The sequence below is a fragment of the Micromonospora pattaloongensis genome (assembly GCF_900107255.1).
Classification (GTDB): Bacteria; Actinomycetota; Actinomycetes; order Mycobacteriales; family Micromonosporaceae; genus Micromonospora_I; species Micromonospora_I pattaloongensis.
In genome coordinates this window covers 243,746-262,873 of record NZ_FNPH01000005.1, presented here as the reverse complement: position 1 = coordinate 262,873, position 19,128 = coordinate 243,746, and the positions used below count along the sequence as shown (strand labels likewise).

18 protein-coding genes are annotated in these 19,128 nt (G+C 73.9%); 9 read left to right on the top strand and 9 right to left on the bottom strand.

The window, feature by feature from the left end:
* Nucleotides 1–223 precede the first annotated feature (223 nt).
* Complete coding sequence (locus tag BLW47_RS16165) at nt 224–988, bottom strand: DUF2470 domain-containing protein (protein WP_091557548.1); 765 nt, start codon at nt 986–988, stop codon at nt 224–226.
* 60 nt (nt 989–1,048) lie between these two features.
* On the opposite strand from BLW47_RS16165, the gene rpsD reads away from it, so the two are divergent.
* Nucleotides 1,049–1,660, top strand: a complete 612-nt coding sequence (rpsD, locus tag BLW47_RS16160; RefSeq protein WP_091557544.1) for a 30S ribosomal protein S4 — start codon at nt 1,049–1,051, stop codon at nt 1,658–1,660.
* Nucleotides 1,661–1,708: 48 nt separating this feature from the next.
* Here rpsD and BLW47_RS16155 read toward each other — a convergent pair whose 3' ends face one another.
* Both BLW47_RS16155 and BLW47_RS16150 read right to left on the bottom strand, forming a co-directional pair.
* Nucleotides 1,709–3,484 (bottom strand): ABC transporter ATP-binding protein, encoded by a 1,776-nt coding sequence (locus BLW47_RS16155; protein WP_091557541.1) that lies wholly within the window; start codon nt 3,482–3,484, stop codon nt 1,709–1,711.
* Complete coding sequence (locus BLW47_RS16150; RefSeq protein WP_091557539.1) at nt 3,481–5,328, bottom strand: ABC transporter ATP-binding protein; 1,848 nt, start codon at nt 5,326–5,328, stop codon at nt 3,481–3,483. The genes BLW47_RS16155 and BLW47_RS16150 overlap by 4 nt, the downstream gene beginning before the upstream one ends.
* Nucleotides 5,329–5,459: 131 nt before the next feature.
* On the opposite strand from BLW47_RS16150, the gene BLW47_RS16145 reads away from it, so the two are divergent.
* Nucleotides 5,460–6,089: a TIGR03085 family metal-binding protein gene (locus BLW47_RS16145; protein ID WP_091557535.1), complete on the top strand. Its 630-nt coding sequence runs from the start codon at nt 5,460–5,462 to the stop codon at nt 6,087–6,089.
* Nucleotides 6,090–6,099: 10 nt separating this feature from the next.
* Here BLW47_RS16145 and BLW47_RS16140 read toward each other — a convergent pair whose 3' ends face one another.
* Nucleotides 6,100–6,582: a hypothetical protein gene (locus BLW47_RS16140; RefSeq protein ID WP_091557532.1), complete on the bottom strand. Its 483-nt coding sequence runs from the start codon at nt 6,580–6,582 to the stop codon at nt 6,100–6,102.
* Nucleotides 6,583–6,686: 104 nt separating this feature from the next.
* On the opposite strand from BLW47_RS16140, the gene BLW47_RS16135 reads away from it, so the two are divergent.
* The 3 genes from BLW47_RS16135 to BLW47_RS16125 all read left to right on the top strand — a co-directional run bounded on the left by BLW47_RS16135 (nt 6,687) and on the right by BLW47_RS16125 (nt 9,272).
* Nucleotides 6,687–7,376, top strand: a complete 690-nt coding sequence (locus BLW47_RS16135) for a response regulator transcription factor (protein ID WP_091557528.1) — start codon at nt 6,687–6,689, stop codon at nt 7,374–7,376.
* Nucleotides 7,373–8,635 (top strand): sensor histidine kinase, encoded by a 1,263-nt coding sequence (locus BLW47_RS16130; RefSeq protein WP_091557525.1) that lies wholly within the window; start codon nt 7,373–7,375, stop codon nt 8,633–8,635. The genes BLW47_RS16135 and BLW47_RS16130 overlap by 4 nt, the downstream gene beginning before the upstream one ends.
* 112 nt (nt 8,636–8,747) lie before the next feature.
* Nucleotides 8,748–9,272, top strand: coding sequence for a PepSY domain-containing protein (locus tag BLW47_RS16125; RefSeq protein WP_091557522.1), 525 nt, complete (start codon nt 8,748–8,750; stop codon nt 9,270–9,272).
* 60 nt (nt 9,273–9,332) lie between these two features.
* Here the strand turns inward: BLW47_RS16125 and BLW47_RS16120 are convergent, their stop codons facing one another.
* Nucleotides 9,333–10,619: an extracellular catalytic domain type 1 short-chain-length polyhydroxyalkanoate depolymerase gene (locus BLW47_RS16120; RefSeq protein WP_175543657.1), complete on the bottom strand. Its 1,287-nt coding sequence runs from the start codon at nt 10,617–10,619 to the stop codon at nt 9,333–9,335.
* 132 nt (nt 10,620–10,751) lie between these two features.
* Here BLW47_RS16120 and BLW47_RS16115 point away from each other — a divergent pair, with 132 nt between their 5' ends.
* The gene (locus BLW47_RS16115; protein WP_217634864.1) at nt 10,752–11,384 is read left to right on the top strand and encodes a DUF2332 family protein; all 633 of its coding nucleotides are present in this window, start codon (nt 10,752–10,754) and stop codon (nt 11,382–11,384) included.
* Here the strand turns inward: BLW47_RS16115 and BLW47_RS16110 are convergent.
* Nucleotides 11,279–12,496, bottom strand: coding sequence for a S8 family peptidase (locus BLW47_RS16110; RefSeq protein ID WP_091557515.1), 1,218 nt, complete (start codon nt 12,494–12,496; stop codon nt 11,279–11,281). The genes BLW47_RS16115 and BLW47_RS16110 overlap by 106 nt on opposite strands.
* A gap of 282 nt (nt 12,497–12,778) precedes the next feature.
* On the opposite strand from BLW47_RS16110, the gene BLW47_RS16105 reads away from it, so the two are divergent.
* Nucleotides 12,779–14,605 carry an AMP-dependent synthetase/ligase gene (locus tag BLW47_RS16105; RefSeq protein ID WP_091557512.1) on the top strand — a complete coding sequence of 609 codons (1,827 nt, stop codon included), beginning with the start codon at nt 12,779–12,781 and terminating at the stop codon, nt 14,603–14,605.
* Between the two features lie 97 nt (nt 14,606–14,702).
* Here BLW47_RS16105 and yczR read toward each other — a convergent pair whose 3' ends face one another.
* The gene (gene yczR / locus BLW47_RS16100; protein WP_091557508.1) at nt 14,703–16,157 is read right to left on the bottom strand and encodes a MocR-like transcription factor YczR; all 1,455 of its coding nucleotides are present in this window, start codon (nt 16,155–16,157) and stop codon (nt 14,703–14,705) included.
* A gap of 58 nt (nt 16,158–16,215) precedes the next feature.
* Here yczR and yczE point away from each other — a divergent pair, with 58 nt between their 5' ends.
* Nucleotides 16,216–16,884, top strand: a complete 669-nt coding sequence (yczE, locus tag BLW47_RS16095; protein WP_245736685.1) for a membrane protein YczE — start codon at nt 16,216–16,218, stop codon at nt 16,882–16,884.
* Here yczE and BLW47_RS16090 read toward each other — a convergent pair.
* Complete coding sequence (locus BLW47_RS16090) at nt 16,846–18,330, bottom strand: beta-N-acetylhexosaminidase (RefSeq protein WP_091557504.1); 1,485 nt, start codon at nt 18,328–18,330, stop codon at nt 16,846–16,848. The two genes, yczE and BLW47_RS16090, sit on opposite strands and share 39 nt — an antisense overlap.
* A gap of 56 nt (nt 18,331–18,386) precedes the next feature.
* On the opposite strand from BLW47_RS16090, the gene BLW47_RS16085 reads away from it, so the two are divergent.
* Nucleotides 18,387–18,830 (top strand): hypothetical protein, encoded by a 444-nt coding sequence (locus BLW47_RS16085; protein WP_091557501.1) that lies wholly within the window; start codon nt 18,387–18,389, stop codon nt 18,828–18,830.
* Nucleotides 18,831–18,852: 22 nt separating this feature from the next.
* On the opposite strand, the gene BLW47_RS16080 is transcribed toward BLW47_RS16085, so the two are convergent.
* Nucleotides 18,853–19,128, bottom strand: coding sequence for a MoaD/ThiS family protein (locus BLW47_RS16080; RefSeq protein WP_091557498.1), 276 nt, complete (start codon nt 19,126–19,128; stop codon nt 18,853–18,855).

The following is a 19,128-nucleotide window of genomic DNA, read 5'->3' as shown; positions in this document are numbered from 1 at the left end:
CCGCGACGCCGGCCCGGAACTCGGTTCGGGCGCCTTTGCTCTGCTTCCTCATCCGCAACACCCACTGTCCGGATATCGGACAGCGTGTGTTTCCTCCGGGTAAGCAGAGCAAAGGTGACGGGCGGAGGCACCTCGCCCGACCACGGCAGCAGGCCCCACCACGGCAGCAGGCCCCGCTACGGGAGCAGGCCCCGCCACGGCGCGGAACGTCAGCGATGGGCGATCAGGTCTCGCTCGGCCGGCCGCAGCGACCGGCGCAGCGTCGGCAGAGCACCGGATGCAGCAGCCGGGCCAGTTCCGCGCGATCGCGCACCGGGTGCGGAAACGCGAGCCGGGCGTACGGCGCGCGTCCGGCGCCGAGCGCCACCACGAAGCCGTACCGGTCGAGCCGCACCACCCGCGGCGGCTCCGGACCCCCGTCCCGGCCGGCGACCCGCAGCTGCCGCCGCAGGTAGTCGCCCAGCTCCGGCCCGTGGTGACCGGCCAGGTCCGCGAGCAGCTCCGCCTCCACGGCGTGCAGCGGATCCGGCTCGGCGTCCCGGTAGTCGTCCGGGTCGACCTCGACCGTCGTCCCGCCGCGCTCCAGCCGCACCTCGGCGACCTCGACACGGTGCAGCGTGAACGCGCGCCCCACGTCGAGCAGGTCCCCCGCCGGGTCGACGTCGGCGTACTGCAGGGCGGCCTCCCGCGCCGCCTCGCCGGCGAGCGGGCTGACCCAGCCGGAGATCCGCACCCGGCCGAGCCCGGGCGCGCCGGGCAGCGGCGGGACGTCCGGGACGTCCAGCACGATCGCGGCGTCGTCGACGCCCGGCTCCGGCCGCAGCGCCCGGGCCGCCCGGCCCGCGGACGGGACGAGCAGGAGCACCCGGCCGAGCGGGTCGGTGACGTGCCGGACGGGATGCGGGCCGGGCCGGAACGCGACGTGTGCGACACCGGGCAGCCGGCCGGCGGCCAGGGTGCGGGCGAGCTCGGCGGGGGTGGGTGGCATATCCGGAACCTCCCGGGTGTTAGTAAGGTCAGCCTAACCTCAAAAGAAAAGAGGTGTCCCGTGAACCAGGCCCGCCCCAAGGCGCGGCTCTCCCGCGCCCTCGGCCTCCCCCTGACCCCGAAGTGCGCGAAGTACTTCGAACGCCGTCCCTTCCCGCCGGGCGTTCACGGGCGGCAGCGCCGTAAGACCTCGGACTACCAGGTACGGCTGCTGGAGAAGCAGCGCCTGCGCCACCAGTACAACGTCAGCGAGACGCAGCTGCGCCGCACCTTCGACGACGCGGTGCGCAAGAGCGGCAAGACCGGTGAGAACCTCGTCGGTCTCCTCGAGCGCCGCCTGGACGCGGTCGTGCACCGCGCCGGGCTGGCCCGCACCATCTACCACGCCCGCCAGCTCGTGGCGCACGGCCACTTCGCCGTGGACGGCGCGAAGGTCGACCGGCCGTCGTACCGGCTTCGGCCCGGGCAGGTCGTGCAGGTCCGGGAGCGGAGCCGGCAGAAGCCGCCGTTCCAGCTCGCGGCCGCGGGCGCGCACCTCGGCGACGGCCCCACCGCGCCGTACCTGTCGGCCAGCCTGACCGACCTGTCGGCGACGCTGCTGCGCGAGCCCGCCCGCAGCGAGGTCCCGGTCATCTGCGACGAGCAGCTGGTCGTCGAGTTCTACTCGCGCTGACCCGAAAGGCCCCTTGTTATCCGAAAAGCGATGACAAGGGGCCTTCTTTCAGCGGGTCTGCTCCAGCCAGGAGGCGAAGAGCTTGCCGTAGACCGACGACGGATCCCCGACCAGCTCGTCGTGCGGGCCGCGCTGCACCACCCGCCCGCGGTCGACCACGATCACCTCGTCGGCGGACTGCGCGGTCGAGAGCCGGTGCGCGATCGCCACGGTCGTCCGGCCGCGGGTCACCGCGTCGAGGGTGCGCTGCAGCCGCACCTCGGTCGCCGGGTCCACCGCGCTGGTCGCCTCGTCCAGCACGAGCAGATCGGGGTCGGCCACGTACGCCCGGGCCAGCGCGACCAGCTGCCGCTCGCCCACGCTCAGCGCCTCGCCCCGCTCCCCCACCTCGGTGGCGAGTCCGGCCGGCAGGCCGGCGACCCAATCGGTGAGCCCCAGCTCGGCGAAGGCGAGCGTGAGCTGCTCGTCGGTCAGGGACGGCCGGGCGAACCGGACGTTCTCGGCGACCGTGGCGTTGAACAGGAAGCCGTCCTGCGGCACCATCACCACCCGCGACCGCAGCGACGCGAACCGCACCTCGTCCAGCGGCACGCCCGAGAGCAGCACCTGCCCGGAGGTCGGGTCCATCAGCCGGGTCAGCAGCTTCGCGAACGTCGTCTTGCCGCTGCCGGTCTCGCCGACCACCGCCACCCGGGTCTTCGCCGGGATGTCGACGGTGACGTCGGAGAGCACCTGCGGGCCGCCGGGATAGGCGAAGCAGACATCGACGAAGGCGACGTCGAGCGGACCGGGCGGCAGGTCCCGGCCGTTCTCCGCCGGGTCGGCGACATCCGGCGCGACGTCCAGCACGTCGAGCACCCGCCGCCAGCCGGCGATGGCGTTCTGCGCCTCGTTGAGCACCTCGGTGGCGATCTGCACCGGCTGGATGAAGAGCGTCACCAGGAACAGGAACGCCGTGAGCTTGCCGATCGTCAGGGACCCGTCGATGCCGAGCCGCACCCCGAGCACCACCACGGCGGCCAGCGCCAGCCCGGCGGCGATCTCGCCAGTGGAAAAGCCGATCACGCTCGTGCGCAGCGCCCGCTGCTGCGCGCGCCGCTGCCCCTCGATCGCCTCGTCGAGCCGCTTCGCGGTGCGCGCCGACACCCCGTACGCCCGGATGACCGGCGCGCCGACCACGCTCTCCGCGATCGCCGCGAGCAGCGCGCCCATCCGCTGCCGGACCGTCGCGTACGCGCCGGCCAGCCGCTTCTGGAACGCCCGGATCACCACGAACGCGGGGATGAACGCGGCGAGGACCACCAGGGTGAGCTGCCAGGAGTAGACGGCCATCACGGTCGCGGTGACCACCACCTGGCCGCCGCTGATCAGCAGGATCACCCCGCCCCACTGCAGGAACTGGGTGATCTGGTCAACGTCGCTGGTGACCCGGGAGACGAGCGAGCCGCGCCGCTCCCCCTGCTGGTGCAGCATCGACAGGTCGTGCACGTGCCGGAACGCCCGGGTGCGCACGCCGGCCAGCGCCGTCTCGCTGACCGTGAAGAGCCGGCGCATCATCAGGTAGCCGCAGAGCGTGGTCACCGCCAGCACCGCGGCGCTCACGGCCACGACGGCGCCGACCACGCCGAGGTCCGGACCGCCGGCCGCGCGCAGGCCGCGATCGATGCCCTGCTGCACCGCCACGGGTACGGCGGCCCGCCCGACCATCGACACCAGCGCCAGCCCGATCGTGCCGGCGAGCCCGGTGCGCAGCTCCGGCGAGAGCGCCAGCCCACGGCGCATGGTCCGCCACGTCGACTCCTGCCGGACCGACTGCGCGGTCATGCCCCCACCTCGGCGTCCAACGTGGCCTCCTCGTACGCCTTCTCGCGTTCCCGCTCCGCCTCGGCCTTCTCGTACGCGGTGACCAGGTCCGCGTAGCCGGTACAACTCGCCAGCAGCTCCGGATGGGTGCCGTGCGCGACCACCCGGCCGTGCTCGACGTAGACGACCTCGTCGGCGAGCGCGATCGTGGCCCGCCGGTACGCGACGACCAGGATCGACGTCGCGGTGTCGGCGCGACGCAGCGCGGCGAGGATCGCCGCCTCGACGCGCGGGTCGACGGCGCTGGTGGCGTCGTCGAGGACGAGCAGCCGGGGGCGGCCGGCCAGCGCCCGGGCCAGCGTCAGCCGCTGGCGCTGCCCACCGGAGAGGGTGGTGCCGCGCTCGCCGACCATCGCGTCCAGCCCGTCGGGCAGCCGGGCCACGAACCCGTCCGCCCCGGCCAGCCGCAGCGCCGCCCAGACCTCGTCGTCGGTCACGCCGGGACGGTCGAGCGCGATGTTGGCCCGGACGGTGTCGTCGAAGACGAACGGCACCTGGGCCACCAGCGCGGCCGTGGCGGCCAGCGACGCGGCCCGCAACGACCGGACGTCGAGGCCGTCGATGGTGACCCGGCCGGACTGCGGATCGACCAGCCGCACGGCGAGGGCGGCGATGGTCGACTTGCCGGAGCCGGTGGGGCCCACGAGCGCCACGGTCCTACCGGGCGGGACGGTGAAGGAGATGTCGTGCAGCACCGGCTGCGCGGGCTGCTGCGGATCGGCCGGTTCGTAGCCGAAGCCGACCCGGTCGAAGGCGAGCGTCGCCGGGGTGTCGCGGGTGTCGAGCTCCGCGTCGCCGTACGGCATCTCGCCGGTCGCGGTGAGCACGTGCCGCACCCGTTCCCAGCCGGCGACGCTGCGCGGCAGCTCGGCGAGGACCCAGCCGATCGCGCGGACCGGGAAGGCGAGCACCGTGAACAGGAACGCGACGCTGACCAGCTCGGTCACGGTCACCGCGCCCTGTCGCAGCCGCCACGCGCCGATCAGCAGCACGGCGAGGGTGCCGACGCTGGGCAGCGTCTCCAGCATCGGGTCGAAGACGCCGCGGAGCCGGCCGACCGAGATCAGCGCGTCGCGCAGTTCGCCGGCGCGGGCGGCGAACCGCGAGGTCTCCTGCGCCTCGCGCCCCATCGTCTTGACGACCAGCGCGCCGTCGAAGCTCTCGTGGGCGATCTCGCTCACCTCGGCCCGCAGTTGCTGCGCGCGGGCCTGGCGGGGCGCCATCCGACGGGAGTAGACGACGTTGAGGGCGAACAGCGCCGGGAAGATCGCCACGCCGACGAGGGCGAGCACCCAGTCGGTGGCGAACAGGGAGGCGAACGCGGTGACGAGCATCACCACGGTGCCGACCGCGAACGGCAGCGGGGCGATCGGGAACCAGGTCGCCTCGACGTCGGAGTTGGCGTTGGAGAGCAGCGTTCCGGTGGCGTGCCGCTGATGCCAGGCGAGCGGGAGCTCGAGGTAACGGCGGGTGACCCGGCGGCGGTAGGCGGCCTGGAGCCGGAACTGCATGTAGCCGGCGCCGAGCCGGCGGCCGAAGATGCCGACCACCTTCAGCACGCTGATCCCGATCAGGGCCGCGGCGCCGAGCGCGAGCAGACCGGTGTCGGCGCGGCCGGTGGAGATGGCGGGCACCACGACGTCGCCCACGATCGCCCCGACGAGGTACGCGCTGCCGATCGTCAGCAGCCCGAACAGCACGCTGCCGCCGACGGCGACGGCGAAGATCTTCGGCTCCTCCCGGATGGCGCGGCCCAGGACCCGCAGTCCCCGCACGAGGACGTCTCGACTCGTCTTACTCGCCACACTCTCCCCCGCCGTAAGCCTTGGTCGTCATCCTCATCCTTACCGATCGGCATCCCCGGCGACGACCCGATCGCGACTGTGTCGGCCGCCACGCCCTCCACGCGACCGCCTCGCGCGCCTAGGATCGACGCATGGCTCGGTACGCACAGACGGAACGCCGGGAACTCGCCGACCTGTTCCTCACCGTCGGCCCCGACGCCCCCACCCTCAACGCGGGGTGGACGGCGCGCGACCTCGCCGCGCATCTGGTCGTGCGGGAGCGCCGGCCCGACGCGCTGCCCGGGCTGCGGCTGCCCTCACTGAGCCGTTATACCGAGCGGGTCCGACAGGCGGCGGCCGCGCAACCGTACCCGCGCCTCATCGACCAGCTCCGACGCCCGCCGTGGTGGAGTCCGCTGGGCAACCCGCTCACCGACGGGCCCGCCAACACGCTGGAGTTCTTCATCCATCACGAGGACGTACGGCGGGCGCGGCCCGACTGGCGGCCACGGGAGCTGCCGCCCGGCCAGCAGGCCGCGCTCTGGAAGCCCGCGTCGCTGCTGGCCCGGCTGCGGCTGCGGCGCTTCCCGGCCGCCCTGCTCATCCAGGCCGTCGGCTTCGGCGAGGTCAGGGCCGGCGCCGGCGGCGAGCCGCTGCGCCTGGAGGGCGCCCCCGCCGAGCTCGTGATCTTCCTCAGCGGGCGGCAGTCCGCGGCCCGCGTGCACCTGGACGGGACGCCGGCGCTGGCGGAGCGACTCCGCACGGCGCCGCTCGGCCTCTAGGCGCCGGCGGCTACCCGTCGGACTTCCACGACGCCACCGGCCGCCCGGCGTCGCAGACCACCTCCACGTCGACCTTCCGCTCCGCGCCCTCGAACCGCACCCTGGCCCGGCGCTCCGGCCCCGGCTCCGCATGGGAGCCCGCGTAGCCGGACGCCGGCGACCAGGACAGCAGCTGGACCAGCCCGTTCGCGCACGCGGCGACGACCGTGCCGCCCGGGGTGGACACCGCCGCCCGGGCCGGGTCCGGCGACGGCGACGCCGCGCTGGTCGGTGAGGCCGCGGTGGTCGGTGGGGCCGCGGTGGCCGGCGCGGGCGCGGCGGTGGGCGACGCGGCGGCGAGCGCCTCGGCGACCTGCTCCGCGGTGAGCAGCTCGCCGCTGGCGTCGCCGGTGATGCCGGCGCCGATGAGGCGGACGGCGGCCAGTCCGACCAGCGTCGCCGCGACCGCGGCGGCCAGCCAGCCGGCGACGGTGAACAGCCCACGCCGAGTCATGCCCCCGACTATCCCCCCTCACGGGTTAAGGCGAGCGCCCCGGCACCCTAAAACGCGGTAAAGAGACGCTGGTCGCGCCGGACGAACGCGATACGGTCCGTGCTGTGCCCCGCCTGTTGCTCATCGAGGACGACCTCGCCATCCGCACCCCGTTGATCCGGGCGTTGCGCGAGCGCGGCCACGCGGTCGCGGCCGCGCACACCGCGATGAGCGGCCTGCAGAGCGCGCTGGACGAGCGCCCGGATCTGGTCGTACTCGACCTCGGACTGCCCGACCTGGACGGTCTGGAGCTGTTGCGGATGCTGCGCGCGGTCAGCGCCGTGCCGGTCATCATCGCGACCGCGCGCGACGACGAGGCCGAGATCGTCCGGGGGTTGGACGGCGGGGCCGACGACTACGTGGTGAAGCCCTTCACCGCCGCCCAACTCGACGCCCGGGTGCGGGCGGTGCTCCGCCGGGGGGCGCCCGACGAGCCCGATCAGACCGTCATCGTGGGCGAGCTGCGGATCGACCCCCGCGGCCGCCGCGCCAGCCTCGCCGGCGTCGCGCTCGACCTGACGCCGCGCGAGTTCGACCTGCTGCATCACCTCGCCGCCCGCGCCGGCCGGGTGGTGACGAAGCGCGAGCTGCTCACCGAGGTCTGGCAGGTGCCGTACGGCGGCGCGGACAAGACCGTCGACGTGCACCTGTCCTGGTTGCGGCGCAAGCTCGGCGAGACCGCGCAGGAGCCGCGCTACCTGCACACGATCCGCGGCGTCGGGGTGCGGCTCGACGCACCGGGACAGCCCCGGTGAGGCGCCGGCTCACGCTGCTGGTCGCGGCCACCACCTGCCTGGTGCTGGTGGCGTTCCTGGTGCCGCTGGCGCTGCTGGTCCGCACGGTCGCCCAGGACCGCGCGGTGGTGGCCGCCACCGCCGACGTCCAGGCGATCGTCTCGGTGGTCGGCACCGCGGACCCGACCACGCTGCGGCTGACCATCGAGCAGGCGGCCGCGACCCGCCCGCTCACCGTGTACCTGCCCGACGGCAGCGTGCTGGGCACCCCGGCCGCCCGTACCCCGGCGGTCGAGCTCGCCGCCCGCGGCCGCAGCCTGACGGCCGTCTCGCCGCAGGGACGCGAGATCGTGGTGGCGGTGCAGGGACGGCCCGACGGCACCGCGGTGATCCGGACGGTCGTGTCCACAGCGGAGCTGAGCCGCGGCGTCACCCGCGCCTGGCTGCTCCTCGCCGGGCTCGGCCTCGCCCTGGTGCTGCTGGGGCTGCTCGTCGCCGACCGGCTCGCCCGCCGGCTCGTCGCCCCGATCACCGAGCTCTCGGCGGTCTCGCACCGGCTGGCCCGCGCCGAGCTGACCGCCCGCGCCCGCCCGGCCGGGCCGCCCGAGGTGCGGGACGTCGCCGCCGCGCTCAACCAGCTCGCCGGGCGGATCCAGGAGCTGCTGCGCGAGGAGCGGGAGCAGGTCGCCGACCTGTCGCACCGGCTGCGCACGCCGCTGACCGCGCTGCGGCTGGAGGCCGAATCGCTGGCCGAGCCGGCGGACGCCGCGCGGATCACTGCCGGGGTGGACGCGGTCGAGCGCGCCGTGACCGGCCTGATCCAGCAGGCGCGACGCCGTGGCGCGGCACCGACCGGTCCGGGTGACGCGGCCGCCGTGGTGCGCGACCGGGTGGCGTTCTGGTCGGTGCTCGCCGAGGACACCGGACGTACGCTCCGGCTCGACCTCGATCCCGGCCCGCTGCCGGTCGCGGTCGCCGACGACGAACTCGCCGCCGCCGCCGACGCGTTGCTCGGCAACGTCTTCGCGCACACCCCCGACGGCACCGCCTTCGCGGTCTCGCTCGCCGCGGTCCCCGGCGGCGGCGCGGTGCTCACGATCGCCGACGAGGGTCCCGGTCTGCCGGTCGGGGCGGCCCACCGGGGCGCCAGCACCCGCTCCACGGGCCTGGGACTGGACATCGCCCGCCGCGCCGCCCGCACCAACGGCGGCGACCTGCGCCTGTCCACCGCCCCCACCGGCGGCGCCATCGTCACCCTCCACCTGGCCCCACCCCCCTGACCCGTCCCGCCCGCGGTGGGGTCTTAACCCCGAGTTAGGGGTGGGACAGCGCGGCGCTATCGGCGGTGCGGCGAGTGTGGACGTGTCCACAGGAGCCAACAGGAGGTACGTAATGAAGCGCAGGACTTTGGTCGTACTCGTCATGGGTGGCGTGGCCGCGCTGGCCGCCACCGGCACCGCGCTCGGCGCGACCGCCAGCGAGGTGCTTCCGTCAGCGAGCAGCGCCGCGACAGCGCCGGCGGCGGACGACGGGGCGACCTCGGCGGCGGCGCCCGACGGGGTCGATCGGCGGCGCGCCGCCGAGATCGCGCTCGCCCGCGTGGGGGGCGGCGACGTCGTGAAGGTGGAGCGGGAGGTCGAGCACGGCCGGCCGGCGTGGCACGTGCGGGTGATGAGCGGGGGCGCGCGCCACGACGTGTACGTCGACGTGGCGACGGGCGACATCGTCAAGGCGTCCGGCCGGGACGGACGCAGCGGCGGTGACGATCGGGGCCGCGACGACAAGGGCGGCCAGCGCCCCGCCGGCACGAGCGACGACCGCGGGTACGACGACAAGGGCGGCCAGCGCCCCGCCGGCACGAGCGACGACCGCGGGTACGACGACAAGGGCGGCCACCGCGGCGGCGACGACGACTGACCGGCCGGCGTCATGCGCGCGTTCCGGGTGCGGCTCGGCCGCACCCGGAACGCGCGCGCGTCAGCCGATCCGGCAGGCGGTGCCGTTGAGGCTGAACCCGGTGGGCGCCGGGTTGTTTCCGCTGTGGCTGCCCTGGAAACCGAAGCTCTGCGCGCCGCCGTTGGCGGGGATGCCGCCGTTGTAGGCCACGTTCCGGGCGGTGACCTGGCTGCCCGACTGGGTGACGGTGGCGTTCCAGGCCGACGTGACGGTCTGGCCGGCGCCGAACGTGAAGGTCAGCGTCCACCCGTTGATCGCGGCCGTGCCGTTGTTGACGACGCGGACGTTGCCGGTGAAGCCGCCGGTCCAGCTGTTCGCGGTGTAGGTGACGGTGCAGCCACCCGTCGGCGGGTTGGTCGGCGGGTTCGTGGGCGGGTTGGTCGGCGGGGTCGTCGAGTCGAGCCCGAAGAACCGGATCGCCTCGGCGGCGTTGATGGGCAGGTTGTGCGAAACCCCCTGCATGCTGATCGCCTCGACCGGGGCCGTCGGCCCGCTGCCGCCGTACCGGGTGCGGGTGTAGCCGGACTGCGGCGTGTCGGTGTACGTCGGCGTCTGGCTCAGCCCGTGCACGTTCGTCCATTGTTTGATCTCTTCCCCGAAATTGGGGTAGCGCAGCGTCTCGTCGTTCGTGCCGTGCCAGAGCTGCATCCGCGGGTAGCGGCCGCTGTAGCCGGGGTACGCGGCGCGGACGAGGTTCCCCCACTCCTGGGCGCTCCTGATCACCTGGCCGTTGGCGCACTCGCTGTTCCAGGTGGACCCGCCGGTGGTGGCGAAGCAGCTGTGCGGCACGCCCGCGAAGGCGGCGCCGGCGGCGAAGACGTCCGGGTAGTTGCCGAGCAGGACGTTGGTCATCATGGCGCCGGAGGAGGAACCGGTGGCGAAGATCCGCGCCGGGTCGGCGTTGTACCGCTGTTGGACGTACCGGACCATCGACATGATCGAGACCGGGTCGCTGCCGCCGTCGCGCCGCAGCGCCTGCGGCGAGTAGACGTCGAAGCACTGCCCGCTGCGGGTCGCGGACGGGTAGATGACGATGTACCCGTACCGGTCGGCGAGCGAGGCGAACTGGGTGCCGGAGTAGAAGGCGGGGCCGGTGCCGGTGCAGTAGTGCACCGCGACCAGGATCGCCGGCCGGGCGGCGACGCGATCGGGCACGTACAGGTGCATCCGCAGGTTGCTCGGATTGGTGCCGAAGTTGGTCACCTCGGTCAACGTGGCCGCCGACGCCGACGGCGCGAACGCCACCGCCGTCGCGGCGAACACGACCGCGGCGCACAACGCGCCGAGAGCGCGTCTCAGGATCTTCATGATCGCTTCCTTCCTGCGCACACGACTCCTGCGCACACGACGGGCCTCCTCCGGCGCGACGCCGCGGGCACCGGGCCGGAACATTTGAAAGTATCGATGGAAGTGCGGAGATGCACAACACACCGGTTCCGCGTGCCTGGCACCCGCGTTCCGGTCGACCGACATCTCCCGAGCTGGTCAGCCGGGGGCCGCGGCGCGGCGACCATCGGGGCAACTCTCGGAAATTTTCCGGGATACTCCGGTCCGGGGCACCACGCGACCTCGCCCCGATCGACCCGCTGGCCGCCGACGGCGCGCTGGCTGCGGGCGTATGTCTGGCCGGATCAGACCGCCCGCGCGGCCCGACTCGCCGGCGCGCTGGGGCTCGCCGCACGGGTGCCGGCCGAGCTGGTCACCGCCGGCGCCGCCGACTTCCTCGCCGACCTCGAGCTGCGGCCCGGCACGCACGTGGCGTTCGGGCCGCGGCGCGTCGGCGGGGAGCACCGGTTCCGGCTCTCCGTGCGGCTCGGGCGCGGTCCCGAGGTCGTGCCGGCCGGGGCGCGGCCGCACGGACTGCCGGCCCACGGGTCGCGCCGGCCTAGCGGCAACGCGGCACCGCGGTGCGGACAGCGAAGGTCCCCGGGCGCGGGGGTGGCGCCCGGGGACCCGTGTCGCGATGGTCAGCTCACGAAGAGCAGCCGGTTCGGCGAGCCGGAGCCGGGGCTGGTGACCACGCCGGTCGTGGCGCGGCTGACCAGGGTGCTGGACACCTGGGCCGGGGTGTAGCTCGGGTTGGCGGAGAGCACCAGGGCGGCCGCGCCGGCCACGTGCGGCGCGGCCATCGAGGTGCCGCTGATGGTGTTCGTCGCCGTGTTGCTCGTGTACCAGGCCGAGGTGATCGACGAGCCGGGGGCGAAGATGTCCAGGCAGCTGCCGTAGTTCGAGTAGGAGGCGCGGGCGTCGGTGCTGGTGGTGGCGCCGACGGTGATCGCGCTGGCAGTGCGGGCCGGCGAGGAGTTGCAGGCGTTGGCGTTGGAGTTGCCGGCCGCGACGGCGTACGTGACGCCGGAGGCGATGGAGTTGGCGACCGCGTTGTCCAGGGCGCTGCTGGCGCCGCCACCGAGGCTCATGTTCGCCACGGCCGGCTTCACCGCGTTGGCGGTCACCCAGTTGACACCGGCGATCACGCCGGCGTTGGTGCCGCTGCCGGCGCAGTCGAGCACGCGGACGCCGACCAGCCGGACGCCCTTGGCCACCCCGTAGGCCGCGCCGCCCACGGTGCCGCCGACGTGGGTGCCGTGGCCGTTGCAGTCATCGGCGGTGCCGCCGTCGACCGCGTCGTAGCCACTGGTGGCCCGGCCGCCGAAGTCGCTGTGCGCGAAGCGCAGCCCGGTGTCGATGATGTAGGCGCGCACGTTCGTCGCCGTGGTCGGGTAGGTGTAGGACCGGTTCAGCGGCAGGTTGCGCTGGTCGACGCGGTCCAGCCCCCACGAGGGTGGGTTGGTCTGGGTCGCGGCGAGCGACACGACGTGGTTCTGCTCCACGTACGCGACGTCCGGGTGCGCGGCGAGCCGACGGGCGGCCTGCGCGCTCATCCGCGTCTCGAAGCCGTTGAGCGCGGCCGAGTACGTCCGCTCGACGCTGCCGCCGTAGCTGTCCGCCAGGCTGCCCGCACGACTCGACACCGCCGAGGCGGCCCGGGACGCGCCCGCCTTGGCGCCGACCGCGCTGTCCTTGAGCACCACGATGTAACTGTCCGCGATCGCGGTCGCGCCGCCGGCCAGCCGGATCTCGCCGGTCGCCGGCGCGGCGTTGGCCGGCGCGGCGGCGGCGGTGACCACCGCCGTGAACAGGCCCGCCACCAGCAGGTGGCGGGCGCGGATCCCTCGGAGTCCCATGTGGATCCCTCCTCCCCTCATTCCGGTCCCGCCTGCCGGGTTGCGCCCGGGGCGGAAAGCCGGAAACCGATGGACGGGATCGTAGGCAGGAGCGCTCGACTATCTTCTATATCGATCTCCCCATACCGCGGCCGCGAGCCGGGGTCGCGCGCCGCTGCGGGGCCCGTTCCCGCAGCCCAGGGCGAGTCCCCTCTAGCCGAAGCGGCCGCCTGGCAATACTCTTCGGTAACACGAATACGTGACGGCGGTCACGAGCACATAACCCCGGAGGCGGCTCTCCCGATGGCTCTCGATGTTCCATACCGGTCTATTCCGGACATGTTTCTGCAGCGCGTGGCGGCGTCGCCCGACAGCGACGCGTTCGCGCACCCCGCGCCCGACGACTCCGGACCGGTCTGGCTCACCTGGGCGCAGGTCGGTCAGCGGGCCAAGGCGATCGCGGCCGGACTGCGCGGCCTGGGGATCGGCGACGAGGACCGGGTGGCCATCCTGGCCAACACCCGGCTCGACTGGATCGTCGCCGACCTCGGCGTCATGTGCGCGGGCGGCGCGACCACGACGGTCTACCCCACGACGGAGCCGGAGGAGGCCTGTTTCATCATCGCCGACTCCGGCTCGAAGGTCCTGATCGCGGAGAACCCGACGCAGGCAGCGAAGATCTCGGGCGCCGAGCTGCCCGCGCTGACCCACGTCGTGGTCATCGACGGCGCGGCCGACCCGGCCGCGAACCCCCCGCAGCTCACGCTCGCCGAGCTGGAGGCGCGTGGGACGGAGGCGCTCGCCGCCGAGCCGGACATGATCGACAACATCGCGAAGGAGATCGGGCCGGAGCGGCTCGCCACGTTGATCTACACCTCCGGCACGACCGGTCGACCCAAGGGGGTCGAACTGCTGCACGGGGGCTGGTGCTGGGAGGCGGTCGCGCAGGCCGACCTCGGCATCATGCGCGCGGACGACCTGCAGTACCTGTGGCTGCCGCTGTCACATTCGTTCGGCAAGACGCTGGTCTGCGGCATCATCCACGTCGGCCTGCCGACGTACGTCGACGGGCGGGTCGACAAGCTGATCGACCTGCTCGGCGTGGTGCGCCCGACCCTGATGTGCGCGGCGCCGCGGGTGTTCGAGAAGGTCTACAACAAGGTCGTCACCAACGCGCAGGGCGAGGGCGGCGCGAAGGCGAAGATTTTCGCCTGGGCGGTCCGCGTCGGCAAGGAGAAGGTGGCGCTGGAGCAGGCGGGCCGGCCGCTGCCGTTCGGTCTCAAGCTCCGGTACGGGCTGGCCGAGAAGCTGGTGTTCAGCAAGCTGCAGGCGCGTCTCGGCGGCCGGATCCGGATCCTGGTCTCCGGCGCCGCGCCGCTGAGCAAGGAGATCGGCGAGTTCTTCGCCGCCGCCAACCTGCCGATCTCCGAGGGGTACGGCCTCACCGAGTCGAGCGCAGCGAACTTCGTCAACCGACCCGGACAGCTGAAGATCGGCACGGTCGGGCAGCCACTCGGCGATCTCGAATGCCGCATCGACTCCGACGGCGAGATCCTGCTGCGGGGCGCGCCGGTGATGCGCGGGTACCACAACCTGCCCGAGGAGACCGCCAACGCGTTCACGGAGGACGGGTTCTTCCGCACCGGCGACATCGGCGAGCTCGACGCCGACGGCTTCCTGAAGATCACCGACCGGAAGAAGGACCTGGTCAAGACGTCGGGCGGCAAGTACATCGCCCCGTCGCACATCGAGGGCACGTTCAAGGCGATCTGCCCGTACACCTCGCAGGCGGTCGTGATCGGTCAGGCCCGCAACTACTGCACGATGCTGGTCACGCTCGACCCGGACGCGATCGTCGGGTGGGCCGCGGGCGGCCCGCTGGAGGGCAAGTCGTACGCCGAGATCGTCGCGTCGCCGGAGGCGAACGCGATGGTGGAGGGCTACGTCGCGGAGCTGAACAGCAAGCTCAACCGCTGGGAAACGATCAAGAAGTTCGTGATCCTGCCGCGCGACCTCACGATCGAGGACGGCGAGATGACTCCGTCGCTGAAGATCAAGCGGCGTGGCGTGGAGGCCAACTTCCGCGACGAGATCGAGCAGATGTACGCCGGCACCCTCGCCGAGATCTGACGCCCGCCCGGTGGGCCCGTGCCGTCGGTCAAGGAGTTGCGCACCCATCGCCGTGTGCACAACTCCTTGACCGGGCACGACCGGGCCAGCGCGCGCCTCAGGCGATGACCGCCGGTTCCCGCCACTGGCGGCGGCCGGCCCGGTCGAGGTCGTAGCGGACCGCGGCGATCCGCTGCACCGCGTCGGTCAGGTCGGCGGCCGGTAGCGTGAACGGCAACCGGAGGAAGCGCTCCAGCGTGCCGTCGATGCCGAACCGGGGGCCGGGCGCGAGCCGCACGCCGACGTCCTCGGCGGCCCGGGCCAACGCGCTGGAGATCGGCCCGTCCAGCTCCGCCCAGAGGGTGACGCCGCCGCGCGGCACAGTCACCCGCCACTCCGGCAGCACCTCGCGCACGGCGGCGAGCAGCGCGTCCCGCTGCGCGGCGAGCTGCGCCTGCCGGGCCGGCACGATGGTCTCGGCGGCGGCGAGCAGGTGCACGGCGACGAGTTGGTCGAGCACCGGGCTGGCCATGTCGACGCCGACCCGCAGCGCGGCGAGCCGCTGCACCAGCGGCGCGGAGGCGCGGACCCAGCCGATCCGCAGCCCGCCCCAGTAGGGCTTGCTCATCCCGCCGATGGAGACCACCCGGCTGTGCCGGTCGTAGACGGCGGTGGGGGGCGGCAGCGGGGTGCCGTCGAGCGGCAGGTCGACGAAGGACTCGTCGACGACGAGGTCGGTGCCGCTGGCGTGGGCGGCGGCGACGACCCGCTCGCGCAGCTCGGCCGGCATCAGGTGCCCGGTCGGGTTCTGGAACTCGGGGATCAGGTACGCCAGCCGCGGCCGGGTCTGCCGCAGCCCGGCCAGCAGCAGCTCGGCGTCCCAGCCCTCGGCGCCGTCGAGGCCGTGCGTGGTGATCCGGGCCCGCCGGGCCGAGAGCGCGGCGAGCGCGTTGGGATAGGTGGGCGACTCCACGAGTACGCCCGCGCCGGCCGGCACGGCCAACCGCAGCACCAGGTCGAGCGCGTGCTGAGTGCCGCTGGTGATCATGATCTGCTCGGGGCTGGTGGGCAGTCCCCGGCCGGTGTACGACCGGGCGACGGCCTCGCGGAGCTCGATGATGCCGGTCGGGTGGTAGCCGGCGTCGCTGAGGTAGCGGGGCAGTTCGTCGGCGGCGGCCCGGGCGGCCGGGACCAGCTCGGCGGGGGCGGCGAGCGCGGCGCAGCCCAGGTCGATCATGTCGAGGTCGGTGGTCGGGGTCCAGAGGCCGGAGCTGGCCACCCGGTGGCCGCCGGGCAGCGCCGTCCAGCTACCGGCGCCGCGCCGGCTGGTCAGGTGGCCGGTCTCGCGCAGCTCGCGGTACCCGGCGGTGACGGTGGTCCGGCTGACCTTGAGCGCCTCGGCGAGTTCGCGTTCGGCGGGGAGGCGGACGCCGAGCGGCAGCCGCCCGTCGGCGAGCAGCCCCCGGATGGTGCCGGCCAGCGCCGCGTAGTCGGGGCTGCGCCGCCGTCCCGGCAGGGCATGCCAATGACCGAGAAGGCGAGCCAGTTGTGCCCCACGCACGATGCCCGTCATGCCACCTCCGCAAGATTGGCTCTTCATTTCCCCCGGATTGGCCACCAGAGTGGCATGCATGAGCACGATTGGCAACCTCCGGGACCGGCCGCTGCGCCGGCTCGTTCAGCTATACACGGGCCTGGCGCTGTACGGCGGCAGCATGGCTCTGATGATCAAATCCGGCCTCGGCCTGGACCCGTGGGACGTCTTCCACCAGGGGCTGGCCGAACTCACCGGGCTGTCGTTCGGCACGGTCGTCATCGCGGTCGGCGCGCTCGTGCTGCTGCTCTGGATTCCGCTGCGCCAGCGCCCCGGCATCGGCACGGTCAGCAACGTCGTGGTCATCGGCCTGGTCGTGGACGCCGCCCTGGCCGTTCTGCCGGCCGTGCAGTCGTGGCCGTTGCGGATCGGCTTCCTGGTCGCCGGCATCGTGCTCAACGGCGTCGCCACCGGCCTCTACCTCGGCGCACGGCTGGGGCCGGGGCCGCGCGACGGGCTGATGACCGGCTTCGTCGCGCGCCGCCCGCAGCACTCGATCCGGCTGGTCCGCACCATCATCGAGGTCACCGTGCTGGCGACCGGATGGCTGCTCGGCGGAACCGTCGGCGTGGGCACCGTGCTCTACGCGGTGAGCATCGGACCGCTCGCGCACGTGTTCATCCCGATGTTCACCGTGCCGACCGGGCCGCAGGAGCCGGCACCGGGCTCAATCCAGGGGCCGGTAGTTAACCCCGAGGCGGTCTAGCCGGCCGAGGTGGGCGGCGAGCCGGCCGCGGAACTCGCCGAAGTCTCCGCCCGCGCCCGACCAGCCCACCTCGGCCAACGCGGCCAGCCGCGGGAACGCCCGCCACTCCACCCGGTCCGTGGTCGGCAGGTACTCGCTCCACAGTTGGCCCTGCACGCCCAGCACGGGGCCGGGCGCGAAGCCGTACACCCGCTCCAGCGGCAGCACCCCGGCGATCGCCAGCGGCTCGTCCGGGCCGTCGTGCTCCGCCCAGTCGAAGTAGGTGTGGGTGTACGGGGCGGCCACCACCTCGTGGCCGGCGTGCCGGCCGGCCAGGATCCGGTCCTCACCGCGCCACGCGAAGATCGTCGTGCCCTCGGCCGGGCGGCGGTCCAGGATCTCGTCCCACGCCGCGGCCCGCCGGCCCCGGCGCGCCAGGTGGTCGGTCAGGTGCGCCGTCCACCAGCCCTGCAGGTCCGCCACCCGGGCCAGGCCGAGCTGGGCCGCGCGCCGCTGCGCGTGCGGACTCGCCGCCCACTCCCGCGACGGCACCTCGTCGCCCCCGATGTGCACGTACTCGAACGGGAAGACGTCGACCACCTCGTCGAGCACGTCGCGGACGAAGTCGAGCGTGGCGTCGGCGACGTTGAGCACGTGCGTGGAGATGCCCCAGGTGGTGCCGACCGGCAGCCGGGTGCCGGGATCGTTGCCGAGCTCCGGATAGGCGGCGATCGCGGCCTGGGTGTGGCCCGGCAGGTCGATCTCCGGCATGACCCGCACGCCGCGCAGCGCCGCGTAGTCGACCAGGTCGCGCAGCTCGCGCTGCGTGTAGAAGCCACCGTGCGGCACCCCGTCGGCGCGTTCGTCGCGGGCGTGCCCGAGCGGTGACTCCCGGCGTACGCCGCCCAGCTCGGTCAGCAGCGGGTAGCGCCGGACGTCGAACCGCCACCCCTGGTCGTCGGTGAGATGCAGGTGCAGGGTGTTGAGCTTGTGCAGCGCCAGCAGATCGACGTAACGGTAGAGGAACGGCAGCGGGTGACACCACCGGGCCACATCGAGCAGCGAGCCGCGCCAGGCGTACGCGGGAACGTCGGTGACCTCGACGCACGGCAGCCGCCAGTCGACGCCGCGCACGACGCGGTCGGCGTACACCGGATCGGGCAGCAACTGTCGCAGCGTCTGCGCCGCCCAGCGCAGCCCGGCCTCGGCGGCGGCCCCGGCCACCACGCCGGTCGGCGTGACCCGCAGCCGGTATCCCTCCTCCCCCAGCTCGGGGTCGGCGGCCAGCCGGAAGGTGAGCACGCCGTCACCGGGGGCCGGCGCGTCCGGCAGCGGCAGGCCGGTCGCCGGGGTGAGCAGCGCGCGCAGCAGCCGGGCGACCGGCTCGGGCGCGTGCACGCGGGTCGCCGGCGAGAGCGGGAACGCGCCCTCGGAACGCCGCATCCGGGTGGGACGGGGTAACAGCATCAGATCACCCGACCTCGGGAGTTCCGCGACGGCCGATAGCACGGCATCATTGCCGCATGGCGGACGACGGATGGCGTTGGGCCGACGCGTGGATCTTCGTCTCGGTGGTCATCGCGGGCGGCGCGGGGCGGCACCGGCGCTCGCCCTCGACCCGGCGCCCGGAGGGGATCCGCCTCGCCGACGTGCTGTCCACTGCGGACCATCTCAACCGCGCCATCCCGACTCGCAAGGACGTCGAGGTGGCGGTACGCCGCCTCGGCGGCGCCGGTCTGATCTCGGTCTCGGACGGCTGGTTCCAGCTGACACCCGCCGGGGAGACGCTCTGGCGCACCCGACCGCGATGCGGGATGTCCACCGTGGTCGATACCGTCCACAGTGCTCTGCTGACCCGGTACGAGCCGGGCGCGGCCCAGTGGCGGCTCGGCGACGACGAACACGGCGCGGCCGTCCAGGAGTACCTCGTCCGGCGGATGGCGCCGGCCCCGCGCCGCCCCCTCTAGACCGGGCGCGGGCCGACGGCGCTCAGCCACCGGCGACGGAGGGCAGCAACTGCACCTCGGCGTCGGCGGGGACGGGCGCGGCCAGGCCCCCGGCGACGCGGCAGTCCTGCCCGTCGACGTAGACGTTGACGTAGCGGCGCAGCTCGCCCCGCTCGTCCCGGATGCGCCGGGCCAGCCGCGGCCAGCGGAGGGCGACCTCGTCGAGGACGGATCCGAGGGTACCCGCGGCCGCGACGCGCAACCGGGCCGCGCCGCCGGCATCGCCGCGCAGCGCCGCCGGCACCAGCAGCGTGACCAT

Coding starts and splice junctions, on each gene's coding strand:
- BLW47_RS16110 (WP_091557515.1), bottom strand. CDS start 12,496: ATGGGACTCCGAGGGATCCGCGCCCGCCACCTGCTGGTGGCGGGCCTG.
- BLW47_RS16090 (WP_091557504.1), bottom strand. CDS start 18,330: ATGCTGTTACCCCGTCCCACCCGGATGCGGCGTTCCGAGGGCGCGTTC.
- BLW47_RS16105 (WP_091557512.1), top strand. CDS start 12,779: ATGGCTCTCGATGTTCCATACCGGTCTATTCCGGACATGTTTCTGCAG.
- BLW47_RS16155 (WP_091557541.1), bottom strand. CDS start 3,484: ATGACCGCGCAGTCGGTCCGGCAGGAGTCGACGTGGCGGACCATGCGC.
- yczE (WP_245736685.1), top strand. CDS start 16,216: ATGAGCACGATTGGCAACCTCCGGGACCGGCCGCTGCGCCGGCTCGTT.
- BLW47_RS16085 (WP_091557501.1), top strand. CDS start 18,387: ATGGCGGACGACGGATGGCGTTGGGCCGACGCGTGGATCTTCGTCTCG.
- BLW47_RS16140 (WP_091557532.1), bottom strand. CDS start 6,582: ATGACTCGGCGTGGGCTGTTCACCGTCGCCGGCTGGCTGGCCGCCGCG.
- BLW47_RS16080 (WP_091557498.1), bottom strand. CDS start 19,128: ATGGTCACGCTGCTGGTGCCGGCGGCGCTGCGCGGCGATGCCGGCGGC.
- BLW47_RS16165 (WP_091557548.1), bottom strand. CDS start 988: ATGCCACCCACCCCCGCCGAGCTCGCCCGCACCCTGGCCGCCGGCCGG.
- BLW47_RS16125 (WP_091557522.1), top strand. CDS start 8,748: ATGAAGCGCAGGACTTTGGTCGTACTCGTCATGGGTGGCGTGGCCGCG.
- BLW47_RS16145 (WP_091557535.1), top strand. CDS start 5,460: ATGGCTCGGTACGCACAGACGGAACGCCGGGAACTCGCCGACCTGTTC.
- BLW47_RS16120 (WP_175543657.1), bottom strand. CDS start 10,619: ATGAAGATCCTGAGACGCGCTCTCGGCGCGTTGTGCGCCGCGGTCGTG.
- yczR (WP_091557508.1), bottom strand. CDS start 16,157: ATGACGGGCATCGTGCGTGGGGCACAACTGGCTCGCCTTCTCGGTCAT.